13 protein-coding genes are annotated in these 11,876 nt (G+C 69.7%); 8 read left to right on the top strand and 5 right to left on the bottom strand.

Translation table 11 applies throughout. From position 1 onward, the window contains the following. Positions 1–2 precede the first annotated feature (2 nt). The gene (gene madL / locus MMB92_RS11000) at positions 3–398 is read right to left on the bottom strand and encodes a malonate transporter subunit MadL (RefSeq protein ID WP_006485307.1); all 396 of its coding nucleotides are present in this window, start codon (positions 396–398) and stop codon (positions 3–5) included. Between the two features lie 328 nt (positions 399–726). Here madL and MMB92_RS10995 point away from each other — a divergent pair, with 328 nt between their 5' ends. Both MMB92_RS10995 and MMB92_RS10990 read left to right on the top strand, forming a co-directional pair. Continuing rightward, the gene (locus MMB92_RS10995; RefSeq protein ID WP_006497633.1) at positions 727–1,575 is read left to right on the top strand and encodes a LysR substrate-binding domain-containing protein; all 849 of its coding nucleotides are present in this window, start codon (positions 727–729) and stop codon (positions 1,573–1,575) included. Positions 1,576–1,736: 161 nt separating this feature from the next. Then, positions 1,737–2,018 carry a DUF4148 domain-containing protein gene (locus MMB92_RS10990; RefSeq protein WP_062910851.1) on the top strand — a complete coding sequence of 94 codons (282 nt, stop codon included), beginning with the start codon at positions 1,737–1,739 and terminating at the stop codon, positions 2,016–2,018. Between the two features lie 13 nt (positions 2,019–2,031). Here MMB92_RS10990 and MMB92_RS10985 read toward each other — a convergent pair whose 3' ends face one another. After that, on the bottom strand, positions 2,032–2,949 hold the full coding sequence (locus MMB92_RS10985) for a 3-hydroxyacyl-CoA dehydrogenase NAD-binding domain-containing protein (RefSeq protein WP_062910852.1): 918 nt from the start codon (positions 2,947–2,949) through the stop codon (positions 2,032–2,034). A 246-nt stretch (positions 2,950–3,195) separates the two neighbouring features. Here MMB92_RS10985 and MMB92_RS10980 point away from each other — a divergent pair, with 246 nt between their 5' ends. Both MMB92_RS10980 and MMB92_RS10975 read left to right on the top strand, forming a co-directional pair. Then, positions 3,196–3,633, top strand: coding sequence for an Hsp20/alpha crystallin family protein (locus MMB92_RS10980; RefSeq protein ID WP_006485305.1), 438 nt, complete (start codon positions 3,196–3,198; stop codon positions 3,631–3,633). A 16-nt stretch (positions 3,634–3,649) separates the two neighbouring features. After that, positions 3,650–4,060: an Hsp20/alpha crystallin family protein gene (locus tag MMB92_RS10975; RefSeq protein WP_006485316.1), complete on the top strand. Its 411-nt coding sequence runs from the start codon at positions 3,650–3,652 to the stop codon at positions 4,058–4,060. A gap of 110 nt (positions 4,061–4,170) precedes the next feature. Here MMB92_RS10975 and MMB92_RS10970 read toward each other — a convergent pair whose 3' ends face one another. Further along, complete coding sequence (locus MMB92_RS10970; protein ID WP_006485320.1) at positions 4,171–4,473, bottom strand: zf-TFIIB domain-containing protein; 303 nt, start codon at positions 4,471–4,473, stop codon at positions 4,171–4,173. Positions 4,474–4,563: 90 nt separating this feature from the next. After that, positions 4,564–5,319 carry a TerC family protein gene (locus MMB92_RS10965; protein ID WP_006485308.1) on the bottom strand — a complete coding sequence of 252 codons (756 nt, stop codon included), beginning with the start codon at positions 5,317–5,319 and terminating at the stop codon, positions 4,564–4,566. A 110-nt stretch (positions 5,320–5,429) separates the two neighbouring features. Here MMB92_RS10965 and MMB92_RS10960 point away from each other — a divergent pair, with 110 nt between their 5' ends. Both MMB92_RS10960 and MMB92_RS10955 read left to right on the top strand, forming a co-directional pair. Further along, entirely contained in the window at positions 5,430–6,323 is an 894-nt protein-coding gene (locus MMB92_RS10960; RefSeq protein ID WP_006497636.1) for a LysR family transcriptional regulator, read from the top strand. A 117-nt stretch (positions 6,324–6,440) separates the two neighbouring features. After that, entirely contained in the window at positions 6,441–7,637 is a 1,197-nt protein-coding gene (locus tag MMB92_RS10955; RefSeq protein ID WP_077056221.1) for a DUF2242 domain-containing protein, read from the top strand. Positions 7,638–7,890: 253 nt separating this feature from the next. On the opposite strand, the gene MMB92_RS10950 is transcribed toward MMB92_RS10955, so the two are convergent. After that, positions 7,891–8,811, bottom strand: coding sequence for a pyridoxal-phosphate dependent enzyme (locus MMB92_RS10950; RefSeq protein WP_264835439.1), 921 nt, complete (start codon positions 8,809–8,811; stop codon positions 7,891–7,893). A 160-nt stretch (positions 8,812–8,971) separates the two neighbouring features. Here MMB92_RS10950 and MMB92_RS10945 point away from each other — a divergent pair, with 160 nt between their 5' ends. Both MMB92_RS10945 and MMB92_RS10940 read left to right on the top strand, forming a co-directional pair. Continuing rightward, positions 8,972–9,883 carry a LysR family transcriptional regulator gene (locus tag MMB92_RS10945; protein ID WP_277562694.1) on the top strand — a complete coding sequence of 304 codons (912 nt, stop codon included), beginning with the start codon at positions 8,972–8,974 and terminating at the stop codon, positions 9,881–9,883. 753 nt (positions 9,884–10,636) lie between these two features. Beyond that, on the top strand, positions 10,637–11,842 hold the full coding sequence (locus MMB92_RS10940) for an MFS transporter (RefSeq protein ID WP_006497639.1): 1,206 nt from the start codon (positions 10,637–10,639) through the stop codon (positions 11,840–11,842). Positions 11,843–11,876 lie beyond the last annotated feature (34 nt).

The following is an 11,876-nucleotide window of genomic DNA, read 5'->3' as shown; positions in this document are numbered from 1 at the left end:
CGTTATTGTTCTTCGAATTGCGGCACGCCCGCGAAGGCCGTGTCGTCGCGCCCCGTGCGCGCGAGTACCGCGATGCAGCAGGCGCAGATCGCGACCGCGCCGACGGCGGCCAGCAGCGCGACCGGGCCGCCCTTCAGCGCGGCGACGACGTTCTGGTTCGCGGCCATCGCGACGACGACCGGGATGTACATCGCGCCCCAGAAACCGACGCCGGCCTCGGTCTCCTTCGGCAGCCAGCCGCGCCGGTGCAGCCACAAGCGCAGGCAGATCAGCAGCAGCATCGCGATGCCGACGCCGCCGACGTTGGTCTTCACGCCGATCGCGCTGCCGAGCAGGTCGCCGAGGAACAGTCCGGCCAGGTGGCAGAACGCCAGCAGCGCGGTTCCGTAGATGATCATGAGTCGTCTCCAGTCTCTTCGTGACGGGCGCCTGACGCGTGCGGGAGTCAGGCCCGCACGCCGATCCCGGGCGGACTGTCTGTCTCCTGCGGCGGGGCGCCGCGGCCCGGCGGCTCGTCGTGCGAGCACGTTCTCGGGGTCGATGGGATGATGCGGTTTCGGGCCGGACGCCGGATGGCTTAGACTGACCGAAGCAGCCGGCGGCGCGACACGGGCTACGCGCCCGGCGCCCTCGTTCGCGGAGGCCGCACTGGCGCGTGATCCGATACTAGCGCCGCAAAATCCGGCCATTTATGAAGTTGTCGAAACCGATTCAGTGGATTTAGCAATGCGTCCGTTACCGCCCGAGCTGCTGCGCAGTTTCGTCGCCGTCGCCCAGTCCGGCAGCTTCACCGCCGCGTCCGAGCGCGTGAACCTGTCGCAATCGACCGTCAGCCAGCATATCCGCCGCCTCGAGGAGCTGCTCGACCGGCCGCTGTTCGAGCGCGACACGCGCAACGTGCACCTGTCGCAGCACGGCGACGCGCTGTTCCGCTACGCGGTGCGCATCCTCGAACTGATGGACGAGGCCGTCACGTCGGTATGCGGGCCGCCGCTGTCGGGCAAGGTGCGGCTCGCGATGTCGGAGGATTTCGCGTCGGCGCACCTGACGGCCGCGCTCGCGAGCTTCGTGCAGCGCAACCCGGACGTCGAGCTCGCGATCTCGACCGGGCTGTCGGGCGACCTGTTCGACGCGCTCGACGAAGGCCGGCACGATCTCGTGTTCGCGAAACGCATCGCCGGCAGCCGGCGCGGCCGCGTGATCCGCAGCGAACCGCTGTACTGGTGCACCGGCCCCGATTCGCGGATCACCGGCCACGAGGCCGTGCTGCCGCTCGCGATGCATCCGGAGCCGAGCGTGTCGCGCCGCCGCGTGCTCGAATCGCTCGAGGCCGTCGGGCGACCGTACCGGATCGCCGTCGTGAGCAGCAGCATCGCGGTATTGCGGGCGGCCGCGAGCGCGGGGCTCGGCGTCAGCGCGTTCGCCGGCTACGTGATCCCGGCCGGGCTCGCGCGGCTCGAGGCGGGGCTGCCGGAACTCGGCGAACTCGAATACGTGATCGACCGCCCGGCGGCCGCGTCGCGTTCGACGCTCGCGCTCGAAGCCACGCTGATCACCGCGGCGGCCGAGTTGTAGCGCCGCCGCGCGCACCGCACGGGTGCGCCCGCCGCACCTGACAGCTTTGCCCGGAACGCGTCATCGTCCGCGCAGCACCCGCTCGCGACAATGGGCCCCATCGGAACGCACGGTATCGCGCCGCGCGCCACCGGTACCCGTCCCCTTGATCGGAGCCCGCCATGAAGAACGTCCTGCGATTCGCCGTCGCGACTGCTGCAGCCGCGCTGCTGTCCCCCGCCTTTGCCCAGACCGATGCGGCGGCCCCCGCACCGGGCCTGACGCGCGCGGAAGTCATCGACCAGCTCAAGCAGGCCTATCTCGACGGCGAACTGCCGACGAACGACGGCAACTACCCGCCGAACGCCGCGACCCGCGCGCGCAACCGTGAACTCGTGCAGGCCACGAACCCCGGCTGGCTGGCGCAGACGCCGTCCGCTCCGCAATCGACGTCGCAGCAATAGCCGGCGCGCCGGATCAGGGCAGGAAGCTGCGGCGCCGCGCGTCGATCAGTTCGACGAGCAACCGGTCGCGCTCCGCCGCCAGTTCCTGCATCGAGCGCTCGCCCTGGATCGCGCGCAGCTCGTCGTTCAGCTTGCGATCGACTTCCGGATCGAACGAAGGCGCGCCGAGGTCGTCCCACCAGCTCGTGATCGGCCCCGACAGGTGTTCGAGGAAGTGCGCGATCCCGCCCGCGCCGCCGCCGAGGTGATAGGTCAGGCACTGCCCCATCAGCCCCCAGCGCAGGCCGGGGCCCCACGCGACGGCCTTGTCCGCATCGGCGACGCTCACGACGCCTTCGCCGACGAGGTGATACACCTCGCGGAACAGCGCGGCCGCGAGCCGGTTCGCGACGTGGCCCGTCATTTCCTTGTTGAGGACGATGGTCTGCTTGCCGAGCGCATCGTAGAACTGCTTCACGCGCGCGATCACGTCCTGGCCGGTCGCATCGCCGCCGACCAGCTCGACGAGCGGGATCAGATGCGGCGGATTGAACGGATGTGCGATCAGGCAGCGTTCCGGATGCTTCGCGCACGCGGTCTGGATGTCGGACATCTTCAGGCCCGACGAGCTCGACGCGATCGGCACGTGCGCGGGCAGCACGTCGTCCATCTGGCGATAGAGCGCACGCTTCAGGTCGAGTCGCTCGGGGCCGTTCTCCTGCACGAAGTCGACGCCGTCGAGCGCCCGCAGGAGATCGGCGTCGAACGACAGCCGCGCGGCAAGTTCGGCGGCCCGCTCGCCGAGGAACGCGGCCAGCGCGTCGCGCAGCCGCGCGTCGGCTTGCGGCGCCGGGTCGGTCACGACGACGTCGAAACCCTGCGTCAGGTAGAAAGCGGTCCAGCTCGCGCCGATCACGCCGGCGCCGACGATCGCGATACGTCGAATGTCCATGGTTGTCCCGTGTCGTTGGTCTGCAGATATGCCGCAGCGATTGTCGCATCGAATCCCGCTCACTTGCGTCGACGCCGATTGCGGATGCCCTCTTGAAATGCGCGACGGCGGCCACTAATTAAGCGTCGTCGGGCAGTGCCGACTACCACGCACCGCCCCCGTATCGACCCAGTGGAGCCACCCGTCGCGCCCGCCGCAGGCGTCGCGCCGTCACGTCTCCCGCGTTCCCTGTTCAGGAGGACCAACATGAGCGGTATCCATTTCGGCCACGATCTGTTCGACGAATTCGCCCGCGTGCAGCGGCAGATGGCGAGCCTGCTCGGCGAACGCCCGTCCGGCATCCGCGCGGTGCGCCCCGGCGCGTTTCCCGCGCTCAACGTCGGCGCCACCGACGACGCGATCGAGATCGTCGCGTTCGCGCCCGGCATGGCCGCGGCCGACTTCGACGTGTCGATCGACAAGGATCTGCTGACGATCAGCGGCGAACGCAAGCCGGCGCCGCGCGAAGGCGACGACGTGCGCACGTATGCGCAGGAGCGCTTTCACGGCGCGTTCCGCCGTGTGGTCGAACTGCCGCGCGACGCGGACCCCGACCAGGTCAGCGCCCGCTATGAAAACGGCTGCCTGCTGATTCGCGTCGGCCGGCGCGAAGCGGCGAAGCCGCGCGCGATCACCATTCAGTAATCTTCAGGATATCGACATGAACACGAACCCGACCCTGGCCGAACGCCAAACCGACACCGTTCACCCCGCGGCTGCCGAAGCCGCGCGCCGGCCCGCGATCATCCCGTCCGTCGACATCGTCGAGGATCAACGCGGCGTCACGCTGCGCGCCGACCTGCCGGGCGTGCCGCGCGAGAATCTCGACGTGAAGGTGCACGACACGACGCTGACGATCGAAGCCACGACGCACATCGACACACCGGCCGACCTGCGCGTGCGACATGCGGAAGTGCGCGCGACGCGCTATGCGCGATCCTTCGTGCTGAGCGCCGACCTCGACACGTCGCGGATCGACGCGAACCTGCGCGACGGCGTGCTGACGCTGACGATCCCGCGCCGCGAGCAAACGCGTCCGCGCCGCATCGACGTGACGGCCGGCAACGCGTAAGTGCCGATGCGTGTCCTGACGCGACGCGCATGAAAAAGCCCCGTCCGGCGCGCTGCCGGCGGGGCTTTCTTGCATCGGGCCGCGCGCGTTCACGCGCGCGGACGCCCGCTTCAATCGAAATCGAACAGGTCGAACACCGACTTCTTGCGACGCCGGCCGTCATGCCGGTCACGCTCGTCGTACGAGCGACCATCGCGCCCCCAGCCATCGTCACGGCCGCGCTGCGCATGCGTATCGTGTTGTGCGGGCGCGGCGTCGCGACGTACCGGCGCGTCGCCGGTTTCCCGGGCGATCAGCTTGTCGAGTTCGCCGCGATCGAGCCACACGCCGCGGCAGGTCGGACAGTAGTCGATCTCGATCGACTGGCGCTCGGCCATCAGCAGGTCGGGCGTCTTGCAGACAGGACATTTCATCGCGCTTCTCCTTTCCGTGCGAATTTCATCCGGATTCCGTATGAGGCGCGCGAACCGGCCGCCGCAGCGGCCGGCGTCACGCGCGCCGGCTCAGTCGCGTGCCGCGTGCGCCGCCCGCTTCGCCTTCGCGCGCCGCGCCAGCATGTTCATGCCCTCGACGAACGCCGAGAACGCCATCGCCGCATAGATGTAGCCCTTCGGCACGTGCGACCCGAACCCTTCGGCGATCAGCGTCATGCCGATCACGACCAAGAACGACAGCGCGAGCATCACGATCGTCGGGTTGCGGTCGATGAAGCGCGCGAGCGGCTGCGCGGCGAACAGCATCACGGTCACGGCGACGATCACGGCGACGAACATGATCGGAACGTGCTCGGTCATGCCGATCGCGGTCACGATGCTGTCGATCGAGAACACGATGTCGAGCATCACGATCTGGCCGATCGCGGCCCATACCGTCAGGCCGGCCGCGCCGGCCGCCCCGCCCGCGGCGTCGCCGTCGTGCGACACGTGGTGATGGATTTCGGTGGTCGCCTTCCACACGAGGAACAGGCCGCCCGACAGCAGGATCATGTCGCGCCACGAGAACGCATGGTCGAACAGCGTGAACACGGGTTCGGTCAGGCTCGCGATCCACGCGACGCTGCCCAGCAGCGCCAGGCGCATCACCAGCGCGAGCCCGATGCCGAGGCGCTGCGTGCGTGCGCGCTGCGCTTCGGGCAGCTTGTTGCTGAGGATCGAGATGAAGATCAGGTTGTCGATGCCGAGCACGACTTCCATCACGACGAGCGTCAGGAGCGCGGCCCAGACGGCGGGGTCGGTGGCAAGCGTCAGCAGGTAGTCCATGGGAGGGCCGATACGAAAGTGGAAAGCCTGATGATATGCCGCCCCACACTTCGAAAAAATCAGAGAGAATCTGATTTCAGGTTCGGTTTTTTCGATATGTCCCCGCTACGATGCTGAATTTTCGACATCTGTACTATTTCTGGGTCGTCGTGAAGGAAGGCGGCTTCGCACGCGCCGCCGCCCGGCTGGACATGGCCGTGCAGACGATCAGCGCGCAGGTGCGCGAGCTGGAGAAATCGCTCGGGCACCAGTTGTTGCGCCCGGCCGGGCGCGGCGTGGCGATGACCGACGCCGGGCAGGCCGCGTTCGCGCGCGCGGAAGTCATCTTCGAGATGGGCCGGCTGATTCCCGACGACGTGCGCGCGGCGGCCAGCCAGCCGACCGTGCGGCTCGCGGTCGGCCTCGCGGACGGCATCTCCAAGCTCGCCGCGCACGCGCTCCTGGCCCCGGTGCTCGATACGCCGACGCTGCGGCTGCTGTGCCACGAGGGCGAGCACGACGCGCTGCTCGCGGAGCTCGCGCTGCATCATCTGGATCTCGTGCTGGCCGGCCAGGGCGCGCCGTCCGGGTCGAACCTGCGCGTGACGAGCGAGCGGCTCGTGGCGTCGCCAGTCGACTGGTACGGGCCCGCGGCACTCGTCACGCCGGCCGCGCGGCAGCGCTTTCCGCAGTGCCTGGCCGAGCTGCCCGTGCTGCTGCCGACCGCGCATTCCGCGTTGCGCGCGCGCCTCGACGGGTGGCTGGAAAGCGAGCGGATCGTGCCGCGCGTGGCCGGCGAGTTCGAGGACAGCGCGCTGATGGCCGTGTTCGCGGCGCGCGGCCTCGGCGTGTTTGCGCTGAGCGAACTCGGCGCGAACGATGCGTCGCTGCTGCGCGGGCTCAGGCGGCTCGGGCGCGCGGGCGACGTGACCGAGGAGATCCACGCGATCCGCTCCCGGCGCGGCGAACACCATCCGCTGACGGCGCAATTGCTGGCCGCGGCGCGCGGCGCGCCGGCCGGCTGAAGCGAGCGCGACATCAAACGAAACTATAATGTCGCCCCGGCCATACGAGATGTGCACGCGCGCGCCATCCAGGCACCGCCCTTGCGCCGCCTCTCGCCGAGCCTTCTGAAAGACGCCATGCACAACCGATTTCGCCTGTTTTCCGTTTCGTGCGCGCTCGCGGCCGCGACCGTGCTGGCGGCATGCTCGTCGCCGCCCAAGCCGATCTACCAGCAGGAACAGTTCGACGCGACGAGCAGCCCGTATGCGCATACGTTCCACTCGAAATCCGACGCGGCCTGCGAGGCCGCGCGGCGCGCGCTGCTGAGCCAGGGCTACGTGGTGTCGTCGTCGCGCAACGACGCGGTCGACGGCAGCAAGAATTTCCAGCCGAGCAACGACATGCACGTCGTGATCGAGTTTCACGTCGTGTGCGCGGACGCGAACGCGGACGGCTCGTCGAGCATCGCGTACGTGAACGCGGTGCAGGACCGCTACACGCTGAAGAAGTCGAATACGTCGGCCAGCGTCGGCCTCAGCGTGTTCGGCTCGCTGTCGCTGCCGATCGGCTCGAGCGACGATGCGCTCGTCAAGACCGCCAGCGAGACGATTCCCGCCGGCGTGTTCTACGAGCGGTTCTTCAATCTCGTCGAGCATTTCCTGAAGATCGACCCGGCGCGGCGCGACCGCGCGACCGTGAAGGCCGCCGAGAAGGAGCCCGTCGCGCCGCTGCCCGAACCCGCGCCGACGCCGCAAGGCGAACCGATGAAAATGACGACGCCGGTCGTGCCGACGCCGCCCGCGGCGCCGGTGCCGCTTTCGGTGCCGGGTGTCACGCCCGGGTCGGGCGCGAATGCCGTGCCGGCCGCGGCATCGGCCGTCGCGGTGCCGGCGGCGATGCGCGCTGCCGCGCCGGCGGCGTCCGGGCCGGTGCCGGCCTCGGGTGTGGCGCCTGCGGCGGCTTCCTCACCTGCGCCGGCTTCGGCTACGGGCTCGGCACCTGTATCGGCTCCGGCTCCGGCTCCCGCGTCGGCTGCGGCACCGGCTTCGGCGCCCGTGCCGCCTTCGGGTCCGGCAACCGCGCCGGCACCCTCGTCGACCTCCGGCTCGACGGCCGCGCCGGTTTCCGCGCCCGCGTCTGCCGCGGGTCCGGCCGCACGGCCGGCCACCGCCACTCCGTCATCCACTGCGTCCGCGCCTTCGTCGGCGGCATCGGCACCCGCCTCCGCGTCCGCACCGGCACCGGCACCATCGAGCGCATCGCCTGCGCCGGCTGCCGCCAACCCGGTCGCATCGTCCACACCGTCCGGCGCGAGCGCACCCGCCGCGAACTGACTACGCGCCCCAACCGTCGCGCCTGCCCATAGGCGGGCGGAGCGCGCCGGTACGTCCCCCGCCGCATCCTTCCCGGGAGTCGTTCCCGCCTATCCAGCCGTGCGCAGGCCGACACGTGGCCGCGCGAGATCGGCGGGCACGCAACGTCGACGCGTCGCGGTTGACCACGCAAGCGCCCAAACCCGCCGCCACCAAACGCGAAATCTCGGGCGACCCGCCGTCTCGCGACTGCATTGCTTGCCGGCGCCCTCACCTACCGCAACGTCGCGCGCAGCGTCTGCAGATGCTCGACGGTCGCGGTCACGCCGCCGCAGACGATCACGGCGAGGTCGGACGCCGACGCAAGCACCGGCACCGGCCGCTCCAGCGCGGCCAACGCCGCGCCGCACGCGGGCTCGACGACGATCCGGTGTTCATCGACAAACCGCAGCGACGCGGCCACCGCGTCGGCATCGGACACGACGACCGGATGGATCGCGTGGCGCGTCGCCCATTCGACCGCCGCGTCGCACGGCCGCTTCGCGCCCAACGACGTCGCGATGCTCGCGATGGCCGGCAATTCGACTGGACGCCCCTGCGCGACCGAGCGCGCATAGCAGTCGGCGCCTGCCGTTTCAGCCGCAACGACGGGCACGTCGTGCCAGCCGTTGCGCGCCAGCCCTTCCAGCACGCCGCACAGCAGACCGCCGCCGCCGACCGCGAGCACGATCGCGTCGGGCTTCGGGCCGACGGCCGCCATCTCGTCGATCATCGTCGCGTGCCCCTGCCACAGCACGCGGTCGTCGAACGGATGCACGAACGCGTCGTGCTCGTCGAGCGTCGACTGCGCGAACGCATTCGCCTCGGCCCAGCTTGCCCCGTGCACGACGAGTTCCGCGCCTTCGACGCGGATCAGCTCGCGCGCCCGGGCCGACGCGCTTTCCGGTACGACGACGCGCACCGGCACGCCGAGCTCGCGGCCGCAATACGCGACCGCGATGCCCGCGTTCCCGCCCGACGACGACACGAACCGCCGGGCGCCGTCTGCATGACGCGCCTCGCAGACGGCGCCGATGCCGCGCAGCTTGAACGAGCCCGACGGCTGCAACGCATCGAGCTTCAGCCGGATGGTTTTGCCGAGCCGGCGGGACGCGATGTGCGAACGGATATAGGGGGTCGGGATATGAAGCGGCATGGGACGGAACGCAGTGGGAAAGAAGGAAACGCATGCGGCGCACGACGAAGCGCGGGAGCAACGAAGGTCATCGTACGGCAGGCCGGTCATGCTTTCCAATACCATCGAATGGTGTCTGCTATGCTTCACAGGCATATCTACCCGACCGCACCGACACCACATGCGCCAGATCGAACTGCGTCACCTGCGCTACTTCGTCGCCGTCGCCCAGGCCGGCAGCGTGATGGCCGGCGCCCGCGCGGCCGGCATCGTGCAGCCCGCGCTGTCGCGGCAGATCCGCGAGCTCGAGGATGCGATCGGCACGCCGCTGCTGATCCGTCGCGCGACCGGCGTCACGCTCACGGCGGCCGGCACGAGCTTCCTGCAGGATGCGACCGGCCTGCTCGCCATGCTGCAGGACAGCCGCGAACGCGCGTTGCGCAGCGCGGCCGGCCAGCTCGGCGAACTGCGGCTCGGCGCGCTGCCGAACTGCCTGCCGTTGCCGATCGTCGCGAACGTCCTCAAGACGTTTCGCGATGCGTGCCCGGACGTGAAACTGTCGATCGCGCCGATGCTGTCGGCCGAACAGGCGAGCGCGCTGATGCGCGGTCAGCTCGACGCCGGGATCATGGCGTGGCGTCGCGAGGAAGCGCCGCACCTGACGGGTGTGCGGCTGCTGAGCGACCGCTTCGTGCTCGCGATGCCCGCGCCGCCGGGCGGCCGCTTCGTCGCGCCGCGCACGCTGGCCGATGTCGCCGACGCCCCGTTAGTGTGGTTCGATGCGCAGCGCTCCGCCGCGCACCACCGGTTCCTGATGACGCAGTGCCAGCAGGCCGGTTTCACGCCGCGCATCGCGCAGGTCGGCAGCGACATCCCGACGCTGATCGGCCTCGTCGCGGCCGGCATGGGCTGCGCGTTCGTGCCGGAAAGCGCGTCGCCGACCTGCCCGCGCACGGTCCGGCTCGTCGCGCTCGACGAGCTTGCGAGCCGCTTCGACATCGAGTTCGTGTTCGACGGCGCGGCGGCGGCGCCGTCGCCCGTCGTCGCGCGGTTTCTCGCGGCGGTCCGCGATGCGGCCGGCGAACCGGGCTGAACGCGGGCCGGACGCAGCGGCGCAGAATCGGTCGATGCGACTGGCGCCGCCAAACGCGACGTACGGAAAATCCGCTCCGCGATCTCGTCGGTTTCGATGCTTTTGCACACGGAATGACACCGCCGTGTCATCGAAGAATCTTTCAGAACACCGACAGCCGACGCGACGACATCGCAATCTTCAAATTGACACCAAAAACGGCCGTTTAACACCGGTTCGAATCGTCATGGCCCGAAATATACTGCGCGCGCATCCAACCCTCGTGCCAAAGAGAGGATGCGTTTCCGCCCCGGCCATGGTCCCCCTGTGGTCGGGGCTTTTTTGTCGATGCGCGTTGTAGCGAAGCGTTTCCGGCCATTTCGCGACGCGGGCTGCACGCCATCCTCTATCTCGAAGCCATGCGTGCCGACCACGCAGCCGCATGTCGCCGCCCCAGCCGCCGGACGCCTTCCCGAGCGTCGCGCAGGCCAACTCGCCCGGCGACGACGAAGCGCCCGAGCCACCGCTGCCTGTCCGGAAATCGCGGTCTCATGCTTAACGAAGATCTTTCGAAAAATCCCCGCCGTTCGCCTGTCCCGCCGAAGCCCCGCTCACGCGTCACGCCACGCGCATCGCGCCGCCGCTGCATTGTTGACATGAAATCAAGATAATTTCGTCCGGATGCGGCTTTTTCCGCAAAAGTAATGCAGGCACACTTCGCGCTGTCCTCAATGGCTTCGTGCCGTTGTTCCCCGCTTACAAGGAGCCCACTGCGTGAACACCACGACTTCCTCTCCGTCCCGCCCCGGCGGCAGCGCCACGCTGCCGCTGCTGGCGCTCGCCGCCGGCGCGTTCGGCATCGGCACGACCGAGTTCTCGCCGATGGGCCTGCTGCCCGTGATCGCCGACGGCGTGCACGTATCGATTCCGCAAGCCGGCATGCTGATCAGCGCGTATGCGATCGGCGTGATGGTCGGCGCGCCGCTGATGACGCTGCTGCTCGCGCGCTGGTCGCGCCGCTCCGCGCTGATCGCGCTGATGTCGATCTTCACGATCGGCAACCTGCTGTCGGCCGTCGCACCGGACTACACGACGCTGCTGCTCGCCCGCCTCGTGACGAGCCTCAACCACGGCGCGTTCTTCGGGCTCGGCTCGGTGGTCGCGGCAAGCCTCGTGCCGCGCGAAAAGCAGGCCAGCGCGGTCGCAACGATGTTCATGGGCCTGACGATCGCGAACGTCGGCGGCGTGCCGGCCGCGACCTGGCTCGGCCAGATCATCGGCTGGCGCATGTCGTTCGCGGCGACTGCCGGCCTTGGCCTGATCGCGATCGCCGGCCTGTTCGCCGCGCTGCCGAAGGGTGAAGCCGGCAAGATGCCCGACCTGCGTGCCGAGTTGTCCGTGCTGACGCGCCCGGTCGTGCTCGGCGCGCTCGGGACGACGGTGCTCGGCGCCGGCGCGATGTTCACGCTCTATACGTACGTCGCACCGACGCTCGAACACTTGACGGGCGCGACGCCCGGCTTCGTGACCGCGATGCTGGTGCTGATCGGCGTCGGCTTCTCGATCGGCAACATCGCGGGCGGCCGTCTGGCCGACCGCTCGCTCGACGGCACGCTGATCGGCTTCCTGTTGCTGCTGATCGCGACGATGGCCGCGTTCCCGCTGCTCGCCACCACCCATGCGGGCGCCGGCGTCACGCTGCTGGTCTGGGGGATCGCGACGTTCGCGGTCGTGCCGCCGCTGCAGATGCGCGTGATGCGTGCGGCCCACGAAGCGCCGGGCCTCGCGTCGGCCGTCAACATCGGCGCGTTCAACCTCGGCAACGCGGTCGGCGCCGCCGCCGGCGGGGCGGCGATCTCGGCCGGGTTCGGCTACGCGGCGGTGCCGCTCGTCGGCGCGCTGATCGCCGCCGCCGGGCTCGCACTCGTGATGCTGCAGGTCACGCAGCGCCGCCGCTCGCCGGCCGCCGCGAATTCATAAGGGCACGCAACGCCCGGACTGCCCGGGCTCGTTC

This window comes from Burkholderia sp. IO2 (assembly GCF_029522185.1).
In the GTDB taxonomy this organism is placed as follows: Bacteria; Pseudomonadota; Gammaproteobacteria; order Burkholderiales; family Burkholderiaceae; genus Burkholderia; species Burkholderia cenocepacia.
The sequence above is the reverse complement of the archived record's forward strand: the minus strand, read 5'-3'. Positions and strand labels throughout refer to the sequence as shown.

What these genes read in the sequence shown, in the direction of transcription:
- madL (WP_006485307.1), bottom strand. Translation starts at nt 398, where the DNA reads ATGATCATCTACGGAACCGCGCTGCTGGCGTTCTGCCACCTGGCCGGA.
- MMB92_RS10995 (WP_006497633.1), top strand. Translation starts at nt 727, where the DNA reads ATGCGTCCGTTACCGCCCGAGCTGCTGCGCAGTTTCGTCGCCGTCGCC.
- MMB92_RS10990 (WP_062910851.1), top strand. Translation starts at nt 1,737, where the DNA reads ATGAAGAACGTCCTGCGATTCGCCGTCGCGACTGCTGCAGCCGCGCTG.
- MMB92_RS10985 (WP_062910852.1), bottom strand. Translation starts at nt 2,949, where the DNA reads ATGGACATTCGACGTATCGCGATCGTCGGCGCCGGCGTGATCGGCGCG.
- MMB92_RS10980 (WP_006485305.1), top strand. Translation starts at nt 3,196, where the DNA reads ATGAGCGGTATCCATTTCGGCCACGATCTGTTCGACGAATTCGCCCGC.
- MMB92_RS10975 (WP_006485316.1), top strand. Translation starts at nt 3,650, where the DNA reads ATGAACACGAACCCGACCCTGGCCGAACGCCAAACCGACACCGTTCAC.
- MMB92_RS10970 (WP_006485320.1), bottom strand. Translation starts at nt 4,473, where the DNA reads ATGAAATGTCCTGTCTGCAAGACGCCCGACCTGCTGATGGCCGAGCGC.
- MMB92_RS10965 (WP_006485308.1), bottom strand. Translation starts at nt 5,319, where the DNA reads ATGGACTACCTGCTGACGCTTGCCACCGACCCCGCCGTCTGGGCCGCG.
- MMB92_RS10960 (WP_006497636.1), top strand. Translation starts at nt 5,430, where the DNA reads ATGCTGAATTTTCGACATCTGTACTATTTCTGGGTCGTCGTGAAGGAA.
- MMB92_RS10955 (WP_077056221.1), top strand. Translation starts at nt 6,441, where the DNA reads ATGCACAACCGATTTCGCCTGTTTTCCGTTTCGTGCGCGCTCGCGGCC.
- MMB92_RS10950 (WP_264835439.1), bottom strand. Translation starts at nt 8,811, where the DNA reads ATGCCGCTTCATATCCCGACCCCCTATATCCGTTCGCACATCGCGTCC.
- MMB92_RS10945 (WP_277562694.1), top strand. Translation starts at nt 8,972, where the DNA reads ATGCGCCAGATCGAACTGCGTCACCTGCGCTACTTCGTCGCCGTCGCC.